The 16,286-nt window shown below is 68.1% G+C and carries 15 protein-coding genes and 1 pseudogene; 7 read left to right on the top strand and 9 right to left on the bottom strand.

Features of this window, described 5'->3' with window-relative positions; translation table 11 throughout:
- Positions 1-345: 345 nt before the first annotated feature.
- Positions 346-861: a transposase gene (locus ACSMXO_RS11360; protein WP_455417653.1), complete on the bottom strand. Its 516-nt coding sequence runs from the start codon at positions 859-861 to the stop codon at positions 346-348.
- 914 nt (positions 862-1,775) lie between these two features.
- Between ACSMXO_RS11360 and ACSMXO_RS11365 the strand changes: the two genes are divergently transcribed.
- Complete coding sequence (locus ACSMXO_RS11365; RefSeq protein WP_455417654.1) at positions 1,776-4,595, top strand: VWD domain-containing protein; 2,820 nt, start codon at positions 1,776-1,778, stop codon at positions 4,593-4,595.
- Positions 4,596-4,784: 189 nt separating this feature from the next.
- On the opposite strand, the gene ACSMXO_RS11370 is transcribed toward ACSMXO_RS11365, so the two are convergent.
- The gene (locus ACSMXO_RS11370) at positions 4,785-5,252 is read right to left on the bottom strand and encodes an LLM class flavin-dependent oxidoreductase (RefSeq protein ID WP_455417655.1); all 468 of its coding nucleotides are present in this window, start codon (positions 5,250-5,252) and stop codon (positions 4,785-4,787) included.
- Positions 5,246-5,656: an LLM class flavin-dependent oxidoreductase gene (locus ACSMXO_RS11375; protein ID WP_455417656.1), complete on the bottom strand. Its 411-nt coding sequence runs from the start codon at positions 5,654-5,656 to the stop codon at positions 5,246-5,248. The genes ACSMXO_RS11370 and ACSMXO_RS11375 overlap by 7 nt, the downstream gene beginning before the upstream one ends.
- A 336-nt stretch (positions 5,657-5,992) precedes the next feature.
- On the opposite strand from ACSMXO_RS11375, the gene ACSMXO_RS11380 reads away from it, so the two are divergent.
- Positions 5,993-6,532, top strand: coding sequence for a hypothetical protein (locus tag ACSMXO_RS11380; RefSeq protein WP_455417657.1), 540 nt, complete (start codon positions 5,993-5,995; stop codon positions 6,530-6,532).
- A gap of 130 nt (positions 6,533-6,662) precedes the next feature.
- Here ACSMXO_RS11380 and ACSMXO_RS11385 read toward each other — a convergent pair whose 3' ends face one another.
- Positions 6,663-6,821 carry a hypothetical protein gene (locus ACSMXO_RS11385; protein WP_455417658.1) on the bottom strand — a complete coding sequence of 53 codons (159 nt, stop codon included), beginning with the start codon at positions 6,819-6,821 and terminating at the stop codon, positions 6,663-6,665.
- Positions 6,821-8,188, bottom strand: a complete 1,368-nt coding sequence (locus ACSMXO_RS11390) for an MMPL family transporter (RefSeq protein ID WP_455417659.1) — start codon at positions 8,186-8,188, stop codon at positions 6,821-6,823. The genes ACSMXO_RS11385 and ACSMXO_RS11390 overlap by 1 nt, the downstream gene beginning before the upstream one ends.
- 213 nt (positions 8,189-8,401) lie before the next feature.
- Here ACSMXO_RS11390 and ACSMXO_RS11395 point away from each other — a divergent pair, with 213 nt between their 5' ends.
- Positions 8,402-9,778 carry a CoA transferase gene (locus ACSMXO_RS11395; RefSeq protein ID WP_455417660.1) on the top strand — a complete coding sequence of 459 codons (1,377 nt, stop codon included), beginning with the start codon at positions 8,402-8,404 and terminating at the stop codon, positions 9,776-9,778.
- A gap of 176 nt (positions 9,779-9,954) precedes the next feature.
- Here the strand turns inward: ACSMXO_RS11395 and ACSMXO_RS11400 are convergent, their stop codons facing one another.
- Positions 9,955-10,539: an integrase core domain-containing protein gene (locus tag ACSMXO_RS11400; RefSeq protein ID WP_455417661.1), complete on the bottom strand. Its 585-nt coding sequence runs from the start codon at positions 10,537-10,539 to the stop codon at positions 9,955-9,957.
- Positions 10,540-11,349: 810 nt separating this feature from the next.
- Between ACSMXO_RS11400 and ACSMXO_RS11405 the strand changes: the two genes are divergently transcribed.
- The 3 genes from ACSMXO_RS11405 to ACSMXO_RS11415 all read left to right on the top strand — a co-directional run bounded on the left by ACSMXO_RS11405 (position 11,350) and on the right by ACSMXO_RS11415 (position 12,872).
- A complete protein-coding gene (locus ACSMXO_RS11405) occupies positions 11,350-11,616 on the top strand; it encodes a hypothetical protein (protein ID WP_455417662.1) in 267 nt (88 codons plus the stop codon).
- Positions 11,617-11,816: 200 nt separating this feature from the next.
- Positions 11,817-12,383, top strand: coding sequence for a hypothetical protein (locus tag ACSMXO_RS11410; protein WP_455417663.1), 567 nt, complete (start codon positions 11,817-11,819; stop codon positions 12,381-12,383).
- 150 nt (positions 12,384-12,533) lie between these two features.
- Positions 12,534-12,872 carry a hypothetical protein gene (locus tag ACSMXO_RS11415; RefSeq protein ID WP_455417664.1) on the top strand — a complete coding sequence of 113 codons (339 nt, stop codon included), beginning with the start codon at positions 12,534-12,536 and terminating at the stop codon, positions 12,870-12,872.
- Positions 12,873-13,426: 554 nt separating this feature from the next.
- Here ACSMXO_RS11415 and ACSMXO_RS11420 read toward each other — a convergent pair.
- Entirely contained in the window at positions 13,427-13,702 is a 276-nt protein-coding gene (locus ACSMXO_RS11420) for a hypothetical protein (RefSeq protein WP_455417665.1), read from the bottom strand.
- A gap of 194 nt (positions 13,703-13,896) precedes the next feature.
- On the opposite strand from ACSMXO_RS11420, the gene ACSMXO_RS11425 reads away from it, so the two are divergent.
- On the top strand, positions 13,897-14,502 hold the full coding sequence (locus ACSMXO_RS11425; protein WP_455417666.1) for a YdeI/OmpD-associated family protein: 606 nt from the start codon (positions 13,897-13,899) through the stop codon (positions 14,500-14,502).
- A 450-nt stretch (positions 14,503-14,952) separates the two neighbouring features.
- Here ACSMXO_RS11425 and ACSMXO_RS11430 read toward each other — a convergent pair whose 3' ends face one another.
- Together ACSMXO_RS11430 and ACSMXO_RS11435 are read right to left on the bottom strand one after the other, a co-directional pair.
- Positions 14,953-15,288, bottom strand: coding sequence for a hypothetical protein (locus ACSMXO_RS11430; RefSeq protein ID WP_455419463.1), 336 nt, complete (start codon positions 15,286-15,288; stop codon positions 14,953-14,955).
- Between the two features lie 112 nt (positions 15,289-15,400).
- Positions 15,401-15,781 (bottom strand): annotated as a pseudogene (locus ACSMXO_RS11435) (hypothetical protein); the annotation flags it as partial.
- Positions 15,782-16,286: the final 505 nt, after the last annotated feature.

A 16,286-nucleotide genomic window follows, 5' to 3' on the forward strand; every position in this document is an offset into this window, starting at 1 on the left:
CGCATACCGGGAGCCGACGAGCTCTGACTGCGAAGACCGGGACCGTGCGGGTCGCTGGGATCGCGAACGGCGAGCTCTTATCCGCTGCCCTGACGGAGGAGCATGACGACGTTCTGTTGATTGAGGACGGGCGGCTGAGCGCTGCTGCGGCCGACCTCCTGATGGAGAATCTCGCGCCGTCGATGACGGCCTCGGATGTCGTCGGCTGGCCCGACGCCCACACTGAACCTTTTTCAACCTGGACCGCGCGACGCTCACGCACCGCGTCCGACCTTGCGGTCCGCCGGACCGCAAGGGGAGGTTGAAAAAGGTTCACTGTCACGGCAATCGCGGACAAGGGGCCTTTCACGCAGCGTACGATCGGTGCGGTTTTCGCGGACGTGACGCCGTTCCTGCGCAAGGGAGACAAGTAGCCGCTGAGCGGGCGAGTGATTCGACGATCTCCTCGGCGGTCTTGGTCCAGATGAACGGGCGTGGGTTGCTGTCCCAGTCCGCGATCCACGCCCGGGTGTCGGCCTCGGGAGACCGGACACTCTTGTGGGTACCGCGACGGATCCTCCGCTCGGTGAGGTAACCGAACCAGCGTTCGACCGGGTTGATCCAGGACGATCCGGTCGGGGTGAAGTGCATGTGGAAGCGGGGGTGCCGGGTCGGCCAGACACGGACGGCGGGGGTCTTGTGGGTGACGTAGTCGTCGCAGATCAGGTGGATGTCGAGGTCGGCGGGCACGGTCTTGTCGATCGCGGTCAGGAACGTGCGGAACTCGGTGGTGCGGTGCTGGCGGTGTAGTTCGCTGATGTCGCTGCCGTCGGCGAGGTTGAACGCGACGAACAGGCTCGGCCGCCGCATCGGGCCGGCCACTCGGCTGTCCGCTCAGCGGCCGCCGCGAGCTGGCGCTGCAGGACTGCGAGTTGGTGGCGTAACGCGAGGATCTCTGTGTCCTTATCTCGGTCGCCGCTGGGCAGCAGCCGCAGGAGCGCAAGCGCGTTGATGATGCCCAGGTATGCCGGTCGCAGCAGCATGAGGCGGCGTCATCGCGCAGTGACCAACCGCGCTGAGTGAGGAGGATACGCAGGGCACGTGGGCCAAGATCGAGCCGGGGCTTGAGGGCACCGGCGAAGGTCGATGATCTGGGTGCGGTGCGGGTACGGCGCAGGTGGGTGGTCCAGGGTTGATCAACGAGTACGAGCAAGCCGCGTAGCCAAAACCGAATTCTCGAACGGTACAGGCTGGTCCGTTGGGCCTTCTCCCGGCGGACGCGCCAGTGTCGACAGTACCGTAGCGATCGACCGTGATCGCTGGACTGGTTCTGTTGGCGCTGGCGTAATCCGCTATCGGCGGTCGGCATCGGGCAGACCAGCGGCCGGAGCTACGGACGGGGCGTACCGGGGTTGGCACGAAACCGTGATTACCGAAATGCCGTCGCTTGTTTACGGTTGTGACCGTGCCTAGCGGATCCGCGTCGGCGCGGGTGTCCCACGTTCAGATCCATTTCGGGAGTTGTGGTGTTCAGTCGTCCAGCTCTGCGGTTTCTGCTGCGCGCGGGGACCGTCGTCGGACTCAGTCTGCTCGTGACAGGTCCGGCCGCCCAGATGGCCTCCGCGGCGCCGGAGGGGGTGCCGTCGACAGAGCCTCGCCGGCCGGCGACGGCGTTGACGATTACGACGACCAAGCCGCACTTCTCGCCCGGTGAGCCGGTTCGGCTCGCACTGTCGGTGACAAATCAGGCCGCACGGTCGTGCCGGCTGGCGTCGATACCCGACGGTACGGTGTCGATGGCGCTCGCCCGGGATGGGGAGCCGGTACGGGCGGCGGACTTCGCGCTCGTCACCTTCGGCGACGGCTATGCCTCCGTACTGGGCGCCAATTCGCGCGAGTTGGCGGCGGAGGCGGCCCTCTCCTTTGAGTTGACGACCGAGAGCACTCCTGCCGGCCCTGTCTTCAAGACGATCGTGCCGACGGCTGGCAGCGGTGCCGTGGCGGCGCTCTGGCCGGTACGCGAACCGGGGCGGTACGTGCTGCAGGCGACGTACCAAATGCCCGGCGTCGTTGGGGAGTGCGCCGGGCCGAGCGATCCCGCGGCGGTGGCCTTCACGGTCGGCTCGACGGACAGCGGCGGCTGGTGGCGGCGGGCCCTGCCGGTCGCCGCCAGCATGCTGCTGCTCCTGGTGGTGGTCGCCGTAGTCCTGGCACTGCTGCGGCGACGCGGGCGGGCCGGGACTGGGACCGCGATCGTGATCATGCTGGCAGCCGTCGCGGCGTTGGTCGACGTGGGGCGGGCGCTCCCGGCGCACGCCTCGATCGAAATCGATGACCTTGGCGACCCCACGAACTTCGGGTTCGAGGAGGCCGTCCAAGGGTGCCTCAACGATATTCGGGTGAGCATGGGAGATCAGATCGGCGTGATGGACGTCCTCGACAAACCGGGGTTCCGAGTCATCATCCGGTCGGGCAGAAGTAACCGCTCCGAGGCGACCCACTACTACGGTTACACGAATATCGTCTGGAACCCGAAGCAGGAGGGTAAGTACCGGGACGATCCAAGGGTTCCGCTGGAGAAATGCGCTTCGCTCTATCACGAACTTGTGCACGCATACGACAATGCAACCGATCAACTGGATCAGACGCGCTGCGGAATCGGGTCGGACGGCAAACCGACGCGCAATGGACCGGAGATCGGGGAGGTCCGCGCGGTCCGGGCCGAGAACTACTACCGAGCCGCGAGGCGGCTACCCCCGAGGCATACGTACAGTGGTCAGCCCCTGCCGCCAGGCCGGCACCCGGGCCTTGAACAGGTCCGTGAGGATTGCAAGAAGCCGGCCCAGCCGCCGGCCCAGGCGACCCGTCCGAAGGGTACCCAGCACAACGGGAACGACGGCCTCCCGGACGGAGGCGGGAACACGCAGGGCGGGAACGGCGACCCATCGAGTAACAATGGCGGCCCGCCGGGCGAGAGCGGCGACTCCCAGAATGGCGGAGACAACCCGAGCAACGGCGGCGGCAACCCTTCGAACGGAAGAGGCGGCCCGCAAGCCGGTGGCGGCGCCCCGCCGAGCGGACCCACGGATCTTCCGCAGGAGGGCGGCGACTCCTCGGGTACGTCGACGGATCTGGAGCCGCCCGGGGGCAGCAACGGTGACCCGCACCTTGTCACGTTCGACCAGCGGTGGTACGACTTCCAGGCGGTCGGCGAGTTCCTGCTCGCCAAGTCCGGCGATGTCGAGATACACGTCCGGCAGGCAGCCCTCCCGGGTAGCCAGGACCTCTCCATCAACAGCGCGTTCGGTCTGCGGATCGGCGCCAGCCGGCTGACCTTCGCCCTGTACGACGACAGACCGGAGATCCGACTCGACGGCGCCGAGACCGACTTCACAGACGTCCCCACCGCACTACCCGGCGGCGGTACGGTCACAGCATCGACGGACAACCAGTATGCCGTGGTCTGGCCGGACGGAACCGTGGCGGACCTGGCGTTCATCGGCACCTGGGGCATGCGCATCTTGCTCCACCCCGCACCTCGGCACAAGGGTGAGTTCATCGGCCTTCTCGGCAACCTCGACGGCGACCCGTCCAACGACCTGGCGCTCAGGAACGGCACCACACTGCCGGCCCGGCCGAGCCACGAGCAGCTCTACGGCGAATTCGCCGACAGTTGGCGGGTCGGTCAGGACACCTCGCTACTCGACTATCCGGCGGGCACCGATACGAACACGTATACGGACCCGGGCTTTCCGGCCAAGGTGCCCCTGACCGACGACGCGAGCACCGCACAACAGGAGGCGGCCCGACGAGTCTGCGCCGCGCTGGGAGTCGTCGACGACGTAGCACTGCGTGGCTGCACCGTGGATCTGGCGGCAACCGGTCAACCGGCGTTCGCGATCAGCGCCGCGGCCACCGTCTGGGAGATCGCCGAGGCGGCGCCGTGGCGTACCGGGCCGGGCGGGACACCCCGGGACGGCGCGGCGCCGCAGCATACCAAGCCAGGTGAGGCGCTCCGCGACGGAAGCGTCGTGACGGGGTCAATCGACACCGCCGGAATGGTACGGACATACCACTTGGAGGTCGGCGAGGCATCTGTGCTGCGGCTGATCGACGTCACGGGCGAGGCAGGCCGTTCCGGGTCCCCGTCACTACGCATCGCAACGGACGGCCCGGACGCCTCAACCGCTCCTGGCTTCACGGTCACCAGCGCCTATCAGTACCGCCTGATGCCCGGCGCGACCTACACCCTCAAGGTCGACCGTACCGGCGGGGACACCGGTGACTACGGGTTCCGACTGGTCACCGCCAAGGAGCGCCGGGTCGCCAGTGGCCTCGGACCGACGACCGGAACTCTGGACGTTCCCGGACGCGTTGACCTGCACGCCTTCGAGGCAGCGCAGTCCGGCCGGCTACGTCTCTCCGAGCCGGAGGGGTGCGAGTTCTCGGTCGCGGTGGCGGACGATACGCCGTCACCACACGTCTACACCCCGCACAACCTTTGCTGGGGCACCGATCTGGCGACCCTTGAACGAGGGAAGCGCTACCTGCTGGTGGTCTGGTCCGACACCTCAGGTACCGGACGCTATTCCTTCCGGCCAACCGTCGCGAACTGACCGGGCCTCCCGCGAACGACACGGACCACCGCGCTGACGGCACCGCAGGTGCTGCAGGATGTCGGCGACGGGGGGACCATGAGGAGCGAGGTGGGTCCGGTCAGGGGTTAGGGACCGCAGTCCCAGGCGCGGAAGAAGTCGAGGTGGCCGGTGTCGCCGAGGCCGTGGCAGTTGGTTCGCCTGCTCTGCTCAACGCACCTGGGCCAGTTCCTTGGCCAACGGCTCCAGAACGTGTGCCGTGTACGGCACCGGCAGGTAGACGATGGCGAGGTCAGCACCCTCCGCCGCGAAGGCCGCTGCGGTCGCGGCAGTTGCGGTGGCGTCGCCGGTGAATCGCACCTGGGCGGACAGCCGGATCTCGCCGGGGTCCCGTCCGACGCTGCTGCAATGCTGATAGAGGACATCACGCGGCACCTCCCGCTCCCGCTCGGTGATACCGGCGACCCGGCGGAACTGATCGAGTGTCCCGATGTCGAAGTTCCAATGCTGAGCGAACTTGGCCGCGGTCAGCAGGGTCCGTTTCTCGCCGTTGCCACCGATGCACAGCGGCGGGTGCGGTTGCTGCACCGGCCTGGGATCGCAGCGTGCCCCATCCAGCCGGTAGTAGCGTCCGTTGAACGTCGTGGTTGGCTGTGGCCCGAGCAGGCCGATCAACACCTGACACGCCTCCTCGAAGCGGTCGCTGCGATGCCGGGGGAGCCCAGTTCGATGCCGTAGGCGCGGGCCTCCTCGTGGTTCCAGCCCGCGCCGACCCCGAGTTCCAGCCGACCGCCCGAGATGACATCGAGCGTGACCGCCATGTTGGCCAGCACCGCCGGGTGCCGATAGTGGATGCTGGTCACCAAGGTGCCCACCCGCAGCCGTCGCGTGGCCTGGGCGAGTGCAGCCAAGGTGATCCAGCCATCCAGGCGCGGGACGTCCGGCTCCGCCCCGTGCATGGCTTGCAGATGGTCAGAGGTCCATCCGGACTCGAAGATCTCCATGTCGTCAGCGGCTCGCCACACGTCGTGCACGGCGTTCCAGGTAGTTGCCTGCGGCGACGTTTTGAAGGCGAAACGCACCGCCCCACGCTAGCGCAGCGACCACGGGCGCGACCCGCCATCGGGTACGACGCAGGCTCGTCGGCATGAGCATGCAGGTGATCACGCAGTGCGCTCGTCTTGTCCGAGCCATCGACGGATCACTGTGGAATCCGCTTCGTCAGGCCGAAGTGGGGTGACGCGTTGTAGCAGAACCCGCCCCGGGGTGGTGTGCTGCGACCCATTGTCAGTCGGCCCATCCGGGCTGAGCCAGTGCGCGCACTTCTACAGGGACCTATCCGGGGCCGGCCCTGGCCCGCTCAGATAGCGGGTTGTAGCCTTGGTGACCTTGCACATCCCCGGCCGACGGAGTGCCCAGTGATCGACGCCTATTCGCCAGTGCCGGAGCTGAACCGGCTCAGGGAGTTCGAGGAACGGCTCGGCGGCGAGTTTATTTCGGACGGGTTCGAGCTGGTCGAGTTCGGTGAGCCCCGGCACGACGGATGGTCGGATGCACCCGAGTTCGTCGATGGCTTTCTGCCGTTCGCCTATGCCAACAGCTCTGGTTCGCTTTATGCGTTCTGGCGGATGGACGAGCGAGCTGATCTGGCGACCTTGCCCATCGTCGTGTTCGGCGATGAGGGCGGCATCCACCTGACCGCCCTCAACCTTCGGGACCTGCTGCGGCAACTCGCGTGCGACAGGCCACTCGGGGTCGACTGGGGAGGGGCCGCCTTCGGGGAGTATGAGGGTCACCACCGCAAGGCAGGAGGCCAAGGCCACGAGACCTACCTCGCCTGGCTGGAACAAGACTTCGGCCTCACCCGGCCCGACGACCCCAACGATCTCGTGCAGGCTGCGACGGAGGAGCTGGGTGAACGGTTCACAAGGTGGGTGAGTCGCTACGTCGACATCTGACAGAGATGATGGAGAAGAGCACCTCCCGCCGGGGTCTGACCCAACCTCTGACTGACTTCGGGTCCTCGACGGGATCTGTCGGCCCCGGTCGGGAGGTGCTCGCGCACGCACCGGACGTGGCGTTGTGACCTCATGGGAGCCTGGCCCGAAGCCCCATCTCTGTCTCGTCCGCGTCGCCCGGCTGGTGCGCGCCGCCCTGCCTGCCAGTCACGAACGACGGGACGACGATGCCCTCCATTACACCTGACCACGCCGCGTCTTCGACGTCGCCGGCGGCGTTGACACCCATCAGGAGACCCACACCGCTGCCGTGATCGACCTGTCGTACGCTGCGCGGCTCGTCGCCGACGGCGCGTCGGTGCCGGCGTCGGCGAAGCCCAGGCGCAGGTCCGGTGCCGGGGCGGCGAGCCCGAGCAGGAACAGCACCGGCAGCACCGCCGCGAGCCAGGGGCGGCGGGATACGGCGAGCGACCAGCGCCGCCACGCCGTACCGTCGGACTGGTCTCGCCTGTCAGTGCCGGCGTGCCGGTCGCGGCGGGCCGCCCGGCGGGCTGCCGACCGTTCGAGGCGTGCCCCGAAGACCGCGAGTAGCGCTGGCAGCAGGGTCAGGGTGGCGACCATGGTCAGTAGGACGGTGAGCGCGACCGCCACGGCGACGCCCTGGAGCGAACCCAGTCCGAGCACGACCAGGCCGAGCAACACGACGATGACGGTACAACCGGCGAAGAGGACCGTCCGGCCCGAGTGTCGAGGGCCACCTCGGCGGCGTCCCGGGGGCTGTCCCGCGGCGAGTTCGGCACGGTAGCGGGAGAAGACCAGCAGGGCGTAGTCGATCCCCACCCCGAGACCGACCAGCACCATCAGCGGCACGGTGAAGTCGGCGACGTTGGCGACGTGTGAGGCCAGTACGGTCAGCCCGATCGCGGTCCCGACCGCGAAGACCGCGATGACGAGGGGCAGGCTCGCCGCGAGTAACGATCCGAAGAGCACGACGAGGATCACCAGTGCGGCGAGCAGGCCGAGCCCTTCCGCCGGTCCGCCCCCGCCCTCCTGCGCGCCACGTACCGGGTCGCCGCCGAGTGCCACCCGCAGACCGTCGCCGCCGGCTCCCACCGCCGTCTCGATCAGCCGGCGTACGTCCTCGGGCGGTAGATCCTCCGTCGGCGCGTCGAACGCCACCCGGACGTACGCGATCGTGCCGTCGCGGGACACCGCGGTGGGGTCCGTGTAGGGGTTGTCTACGTCGGCCACTCGGGGTAGCCGTCGCACGTCGGCGAGGAGCCTACGGCAGCCGCCCTTCGTGATCAGAGCTGGAGTTCGAGGTTGAGGCGGCGTGTGTAGTGGCATCGTCGGGCTCGGACTTGATGCCGGCGTCGCCACTGTGACCAGCTTGGTGAAGAGCTCCAGGGCAAGGGTGAGGTGGTGGTACGCCTCGTCGTAGCGGAGCATTCCGACGTGAGCGATCGCGAGCGCCCGAAACCACCCCAAGCTGGCGATACGGCTAAACCACATAACCGACGAAGTACGTGAATCAGACGCCCCCTCTGAGTGACCCTCGACCAACGGCATCCACCGGATTAGCCAGAGTGAGCACCTGCTCTGCGGCAAACTGCGAGCGTCACCTCCGCCTAACAACTTGATCAGGTGTGCGCTCATGCCGCCGGCCGTGCGCGGCACTCGACCGGGAGCCGTCACGTTCCGTGGCGGCCTCCGGTGTCGGTCGACGTCCGGAACTGCCGAGATCAGGACGATCGTCGCGACGCTCCCGACGACGCTGGAAGGGCGTTCCTCCTGACCCCGCCCGGTGGGTGAGCAACGGCACCCCCAGTGGGTCAATCCGGGTCACCAGGAGTCGGGAACGATGTGGGCATGGTGACTCTGTTGGACGGCGTACTGGCAGACCTGGGGCTGATGAATATCGCCGGTCCCCGGCTGGCCGGAGATCGACAGCCTGCGGTGCTGGCGTCACCGCTCGCCGTTGCCGAGTGCGCAATCGTGTCCGTGGCCGCCTGTCTCACGGCTGCCGCTGAGCTGGCTTCTGCGCGCACCGGTCGGCGGCCTGACATCGCGCTCGACACGCAGCATGTGGCGGCGGCGATGCGCAGCGAGGTCTGGCTTCGCGACGCAGACGGGAGGGGGATCGACGGCTTCGCTCCGCTGTCCCGATTGTGGCGGGCTGCGGATGGTTGGGTGCGCACCCATGCGAACTACCCGTGGCATCGGACGGCTCTGCTGGCGGCCCTCGGTGTGAACGACGGTCGAGACGCCGAGGTTCAGGCGCAGTTGGCTGACGTCATTGCCGCGCGCCCGGCGTTGGAGGTTGAGCGTGTTGTATACGCCGCGGGAGGGCTGGCCGTTGCGGCTCGTACGCAGGCCCAGTGGCAAGCAGACAGCCAACAGAGCACGGCGGGGACGTCTCCGCTCGTGAACATGGTGCCGCTCAGCCGTGGCTCGCTGCCGCTAGCCGAACCGGGCCAGCTTCCCGCGTCGGGGGTGAAGGTACTCGATTTGACACGAGTCATCGCCGGCCCCGTTGGTACGCGGATGCTGGGCGCGCTCGGTGCCGACGTGCTACGAGTCGACGATCCGCATCGCCCGGAGTTGGCGCTGCATGCTGTCGACGGAGTGATCGGTAAGGCAAGCGCAAACCTGGATGCCAGCACGGCGGACGGCCGTCAAGCTCTGCATCGCCTTCTCGACCAAGCTGACGTTCTCGTGACCGGCTACCGGCCCGGAGCGCTGCGCCGTTTCGGTCTGGACCCTGACCAAGTTGCGGACGAGCACCCCGGCACCATCGTCGTCACGCTTTCGGCATGGGAAACGGGCGGAACCTGGGGCACACGGCGCGGTTTCGACAGCCTGGTGCAAATCGCCACCGGCATCGGCTGGGCTACAAGCACGGATGGCATCCAACCCGGCGCGCTGCCCTGCCAGCTGCTCGACCACGCTACCGGCTACCTTATCGCTGCTGGTGCACTGGCCGCACTCGGTCGACGCGCCCGCACCGGCGACGCCACCCACGTCTCTGTATCCCTCGCCAGGACGGCACGATGGCTGCTCGACCAAGGCAGCAGGCCAGTCAGGCAGAGCGCGGGCGATGACCCGAAGCGCCAAGCCGACACCTACCGAACAGCACTCGGAAACGGGTGGAGCACGATCAGCCCACCAGGTCAACTCGACGGCAGCCCGCTGAGCTGGCCTCACCTACCACCCGCCTACGCTCAAGCGCCGCCCGATTGGAGCTGAACGCCCGCGGCCACCCTGCGAAGGGGCTCGACCTACGCCATAGGTCCGGCGACGACCGTGAACAGTGCCTGAAGTAACGGCGTCACACCATTGTCAACACCGGCCCAAATCGGGATGGGCCTCAACCCCTGATCCTGGACGCGGGGTTAATGCGGCTCGGGCCAGCGTAACCGGCGTTACTCGGAACTGTTCGTAGGCGTTCGGGGACGGGTGTCCGAGCCGGAGTGGCGTCGGAGCGTGTTGTAGCGGTGCAGCCACCGGAACGAGGTCAGCCGGGCTTCCCGTTCGTCGGTGAAGGCGCGGCGGCCTTGCCGGGTTTCGCGTTTGAACGTGGCGTTGAACGACTCGGCGGCGGCGTTGTCGGCGGAGTTACCGACCGCGCTCATCGACTGCCGGACCCCTGCTGCGGCGCATGCGGCGGCGATGACCGTCGCGCGGTGGCTGAATCCGCCCGGCTGAGGCGGCGCGGTGGTGAGCCCGACGAGCAGGAACCCGCCGGGGCGAAGCAGAGGCCGCCAGGCGGTCATCGCCGTGGCTGCGCCGTGTCGGGTGAGGAGCTGTGCCCCTTTGGGCAGCCTCGCCAGGATCAGGTCAACGCCCGTGCCGGACCGAGAGGCGGCGCGGCGTGTCCGGCGTTCAGGGGAGAAGGTTAGTAGCCGCACGCGCGGGCCGTGGCGACCGGTGAGCAGTCGGGCCGGTACCCGGCGCAGGTAGGCGGTCGCGGCGAGGGCCGCGGGGTGCGTGTCGAGGTCGAGCACCACACCGCCGACGTGGGTGTAGCGGCGGATGAGGTAGGCGAGGTGGCTCGGAGATAGCCCGTGCCAGTCCGGCACACCCCCGCCGGGGCGTGCGTGGGACGCGGGTACGGGAAAGGAACAGCCCGACCGGTACCGGCTGCGGCCGGTCACCGGGGGCGGTGGAGCTGGGCTTCGGCATGGGCGTGTGGGCCACGTCCGCCGACGAGCGCTGACACTAGGGGATTACAAATCCGAACCTCGGATTGGAAACCACACTCCACACCGACTCGGCCGCCCCGCCCGACGCCGACAGGCTGAAAAAGATCCTCAACAGATTGAACGCGTAGGCCAGAGCCGCCGAAACACCGGCTGCCGGCAAGCAGAAACGGCACCCCGTACACGACGGTCAGCGCGGCGCGGACGAACTTTCTCGCTTCCCGTCGCGTGGAACCCGAACACCGGGCCGCCAGCCCTGTCTACCGCTGCCATCGATGCCTCAACCTGGGGATCGGGGATGCGGACGGCGAACCCGGTGGGGCACGCTGAGCCTGCTACTTCGACGGACAGCGATGGCTCATGCGCGCTGCGAGTGCAGCGGGTCCGCCGGGGATGGCGGCGTGGACGCTGAGGGGGACGGCGGGGTGTTGGGACTGTACGGGGATCCGGACGAACTCGACCGGCTGGCCGGACGCCTACGCACCCGGGCCGGCGAGGTGCGGGAACAGGCGGCCGATCACGAACGCCGTGGTCACGCGGCGCGGTGGGTGTCGGTGTCTGCGCAGTCCTACCGGGACCGGGTCGCGTGGGATCAGGCCCGGGCGGACCGGGTCGCGGATGCTGGTCGGGCACAGCCAGGGCGGGATGGTCGCCGCGCAGGCCGCCCACGACTCCGGTACCAGCGGCTTCCCGTACAACGTCACCCACGTCATCGACGAGGTGACGCGCCTGGTCTGGCAGAGCAAACTCCACCCACTCAGCTCGATCAACATCTCCGTGTCCGACGCCGACGACATCCACCGCAGCACCAGCCGCCACCTTGCCCCCGCGGACGAAGACAAGACTGAACTGGAACGCAGGTACGGACCTCGGCCGCCAAAGTAGATCAGCCTGCTGCAGCAGACGTATGGGCGGCCGACACTAAGCTGCTACCACGAGGGTCTCGCGAGCAAGCTGCGCCAACGCCAGGTGTCATCCGCCGGCTCGCGGCCACCTGCGGAGACATCCCAGCCGAGATAGACGTTCCTCAGGTGTTCCTGCATATTTCGCATGCCTTCGCCCGGCCTGTGCGTCACACTGCTGCGGTGGAGAGCTTTCGGTGCGCGATGTGCGGGAACGCGCTGAGCGTTCCGGTCCGACTGGTGGAGCTGCCAGCGGGACTGCACTGGTCGCTTCTGGACTGTCACCATGTGAACCCTCCGCTGCTCGACCCGGGCACCTACGCGATCGATGAAGCCGCGTATGGCCGTGACCAGGTTGTCGGCACCTTCGTGCTCTCGCCCGGCGACGTACGCGGCACACGATTCGTCCAGGACCTCGTTCTCACTGGCTGCTGGTCCCTGGTGGGATGGAGCCCCTGTGTCGCCTGCGAACGGTGCGGTGCCGTGGTCGCTTCCCGGACGGACGACTGCAACGTGGCCCAGGAGACGCGCTTCTACCCTGCCATGGTGGTCCGCGAGACCTGTGGCATTGAGGCAGATTTCGCCACGGATCCGTTCGCGTCGTTCGCCGACTGGGACAACGCCGTGCAGGACACCAGACAACACGGCTGGGTGCCCAAACCCACCCGACCACGGCCAGAACTCACTGCGACACGCTGGGGCGGCGGAGGTGTGAAAGCGCATCTCTATCGAGACGATCCACCAGCCTGACCCGCACAAGCCTGTATCAGGTCGCCTTGCGGGCATATGGTACGAGGCAACACCAGGCCGCCGATGCCGCGCTGTCATGGAGCCTTGTGAGGACGGCCGGTTCTTCGACCGGATCGGGAGACCGGCGTGCGAGTGATCGGTGGGAGAGTCGTGGATGAGAGGGAGTTCTGGCAACGGCTGGAGTTCCGCATCTGCGCGGAGTTCCAAGGCTTCGAAGACAAGCACCTCCGCCGGTTCTGGTGCGACGGCATCGTTGCCGAGGAGTATGACCTGCTCTGTGCGGAGCCATGCGTCCGCGGTCAGGCCTGGTGTGGAGCCAGCGGGCAGGAACCCTGGAGCTTTGTCTTGCATGTCGATCCTGGCACGCGCTCACGAGACCAGATCGACTGGTCGGCGCTGCTTCCCGGCGCGCGAACAACGGGTTGGCTGATGCCCGACCCCCAGCACAAAACCATGGTCATAGATCTACTGTCCGGCTGCCCGGAATGAGCATCCGCATTTGCCGCCGACCGCGCGCGCCGGCCCGGCCGGGGTGGTCACGCCTCGCCGCCGTGACCGTCTGGGTCTCGGGCTTGGCGAGATTGAGACCCAGCCATCCCGACGACGCTCTCGCCTGAAGCAGAAGACCCCTACGCTTTGCCGCGTATCCATCCGTAGCGGCGTAGCGCCACAGCGCATGCGTCCTGACTTGCCCTCGTCAAGCTGGTCAAACCTTGATCCAGTCTCTCGCCTCTGATCCGACCGCCATGGCTTTAGCTGACGACACGCCGGCCGACGCCGACGTCAGCTTAGGGGACCGGAGGCGCACTGATTTGCCGCCGTGCGGGCGCGCCGGGCCGGCAACCCTCGTCACCTTCCGTAAACGTTGACGCCGATGTCTGTCGGCCGCCAGTGCGTGCACGTGCCGACGGGCCGGCCAACCGTGGTCTTGTGGCCGATCATGTTCATCGTGGGTGGCTGTAGCGCTGATTTGGCCACCTGGACCTGCGGGCCTGTGCGAACCGGTAGCGAAATTGCGGAGTGCCGAATCGGACGCCCGGCGGTCAGTCCGACGAGCCTGTGCCGCGCTCGGACTCGTGCACCGCAACGGCCAGGCCCACCTCTTCCAGGACCTCCGTTGGAGTGTCGCCGCCACGGTTGGCGGCGAGCTGGGCAAGCAGGGAAGCCAGAGCGATCAGGCCACTGATGGAGGTGCCGGCCGTACGTTCGTTGATGAGGGGCGCGATGCGGTCAGCGAGTACTTCGCTATCGGCGCCGGCCTCGATCGCGAGGGTGACCAGGGCGATGGCGTGTGTGACTGCGTCGGCGGAGGTGGTCATCGGCCGATGCTACGGCTGACGTCAGGCGGCCAGGGCGAGGAGCTGATGGACCGGGGCACCGAGGTCAGCCGTCCCGGGAGTCGAGGTCCTTCCCCCCGACGGTCCGCCGAGCGACCGGCGTGCCGGCAGCCCGGCGTGCCGATCTGGCCAACAGGCAGAGGCTGCGGCCACGGCGCAGCGGTTACCCTGCCGTCATGGCAAGTGCCGAGCTGGATGAGTTGATCGTCGCGGACGCCGACGCGCTGCGCGCGTGGTTGTCGGCCAACCACGCCACGTCGCCCGGCGTCTGGCTCGCCCTGACCAGGAAGGGCGGCACAGTCACGAGGCTGACCTGGCAGCAGGCGGTCGACGAGGCCCTGTGCTTCGGGTGGATCGACGGGCAGGCCCGTAAACGGGATCACGAAACCTCCTGGATCCGGTACACCCCTCGCCGGCCCCGTAGTTCCTGGTCACAACGCAACGTCGCCCACGTGGCCCGGCTGGAGGCGCAGGGGCGAATGCTGCCCCCGGGCCGCGCCGCGGTAGAAGCCGCGCAAGCGGACGGGCGGTGGGCGGCCGCCTACGCCCCGCCCTCGGAAGCCGAGGTACCGGCCGACCTCCTCGCCGCCATCGCCGCCGACCCCGCCGCCCAGGCCATGTTCGACGTACTCACCAGAACCAACCGGTTCGCCCTCATCCACCGCGTCAACGCCGTCAAGCGGGCCCAGACCCGCGAGCGGAAGATCGGGGAGTTCGTCGCCATGCTGGCCCGTCACGAGACGATCTACCCGCAGAAGGCCAAGCCTGCAGAATCGCCGTAATCGACAGGCGTCATGATCAAGTGCATTCACATGCCGCCGACCGTGCGCTCCAGCCCTGGCCAGAGTCATCACGCTCTGTAGCTGGCCCTCACGATGCGCGCCATCGCCGCGCACCTGGTCAGCGAAGCCCGAGTGCACGGCATCGCCTAGCGGACACGAGCATGACCAACCGCTGCCCGTCCTCGGGCGCCCGTCGGGCAACGTCGGTTGCGCCCGACCACCGGTTTGGCGTGGCACCGTGAACGCCACGCTGATCGGGCTGTCGCGGGTAAATGCGGCGATTATTCCGATGGCGGACCGGGCTGGGTGCGCCCTGACGGGGCTCACCCCAGGGCGTCGGCAAAGTCGTGATGATGTCCGGTGTGGAGGAGCCGGAGGTGGGGGCGGCAACCGATGCCCCGGCCTCGCTCGCCATGAATGCGAGTCGGGTCTCGGGACGTGCTCCGCGATCTACGAGTCGTCCGGCCGCCGTCGTGCCGCCGCTGACAGGGTTGTGGCCAGGAGGGTCACCGCGAGCACGCCGATCGACTGGGCGAGGCGGGTGAGGCGCTGGCTGGTACAGCGTTCATACGTACGCGACCAGTAGTCGTCGGCGTAGTCCTGTGGCCGTCCGATATCGAGGGCGAACGCGTTGCCACAGGACCTGGCCTCATGGTCGCCAGGCGCAGGTACGCGAATCGGTAGCAACAGCATCAGCGCGACCACGGCGGTGCCCAGCAACGCGATGGGGAACGGGCTCAGCAAGGTGGCGTACCACGGCTTGGGCGTGGCGGCTGTGGTTGTCACCTGGCCGAGGGTAGAGCAGGCCGCCTCGGCGCGTCAGATGATGCCGAGTAGGTGCGTCGACGGTCACGACGGTGCCGCGTAGGTCGCCGATCTGGTCGAGCAGCGGCTGGAACCGGGTGATCTCGTTCGTCTTGCCCTCGACGTCCGTGCTGGCCGATACCAGGCCGGTGGCCTGGTCGCAGGCGGCCATCACATGCCGGGCCGGGGTGTCGGTGGTGCGGGAGCCCCGTAGCGGTTTGCCGTCGACCGCAATCGTCCGATGCGAGGCCGGGGTGGTAGCCGCGGCACGTGAGGCCAGCCAGGCACTGATTGCTGCGGTGAGCAGGTCCGGGTCCAGGGCCTGCAGCAGTCTGCGGATCATCGCCTCCGACGGGCGCCGGTCCGGGGCGATCCCAGTGCGAGCGCGGTCGTGGCCGGGACGTCGGCGATCCACTCGGCGATCGCGGTGTACGAACGGTAGCCGGCTACCTCGGCGCAGACTGCCCGCGGTCATCACGACCGTCAGCTGGTGCCGGACGCCCCGGCGGGTGCGGGGGGATCTGGCCGATCCGTCAGCGCTGCGGGCAGCCCGGCAGCGGCTTCGGGCCCGGTGACAGCCGGTGCGCTGGACACAGACGAGATCAGCGATGATGGCAGTGCGGGCATGACTCACTTCGGACGATCAACAAGGCGTGGAGAACCTCGATGATTATCTAAACCGGTCATGCGCGTCCTGCTACCACCGACAAGGGGAAGGGGGATGGTCGCTCGCCTCGGCCGAACCTCGCCCTCTCACCTCGACATCAGACTCGCAGTACCGTAGTCGCCCGCGACCTTCGCCCAGCCCAGTCCACCGGCGACCGCCGACGCCGACCTTCAGGTCGACACCAGGCCATCCGTGCCCCACCAGCGGCACGGATCCCCGGCTGCGCGCGCGTCCGCTCAACGCCCGGGCCGGCGGCCGCGAGAGCGAAATGACCGTCCCATCAGGACTTTAACGTCCGATCCACAGTGGCCAG

The organism is Plantactinospora sp. DSM 117369 (assembly GCF_053764795.1).

Coding starts and splice junctions, on each gene's coding strand:
- ACSMXO_RS11390 (WP_455417659.1), bottom strand. CDS start 8,188: ATGAGCGCACACCTGATCAAGTTGTTAGGCGGAGGTGACGCTCGCAGT.
- ACSMXO_RS11385 (WP_455417658.1), bottom strand. CDS start 6,821: ATGGGTGTCAACGCCGCCGGCGACGTCGAAGACGCGGCGTGGTCAGGT.
- ACSMXO_RS11395 (WP_455417660.1), top strand. CDS start 8,402: ATGGTGACTCTGTTGGACGGCGTACTGGCAGACCTGGGGCTGATGAAT.
- ACSMXO_RS11405 (WP_455417662.1), top strand. CDS start 11,350: ATGCTGGTCGGGCACAGCCAGGGCGGGATGGTCGCCGCGCAGGCCGCC.
- ACSMXO_RS11425 (WP_455417666.1), top strand. CDS start 13,897: ATGGCAAGTGCCGAGCTGGATGAGTTGATCGTCGCGGACGCCGACGCG.
- ACSMXO_RS11365 (WP_455417654.1), top strand. CDS start 1,776: ATGGCGCTCGCCCGGGATGGGGAGCCGGTACGGGCGGCGGACTTCGCG.
- ACSMXO_RS11420 (WP_455417665.1), bottom strand. CDS start 13,702: ATGACCACCTCCGCCGACGCAGTCACACACGCCATCGCCCTGGTCACC.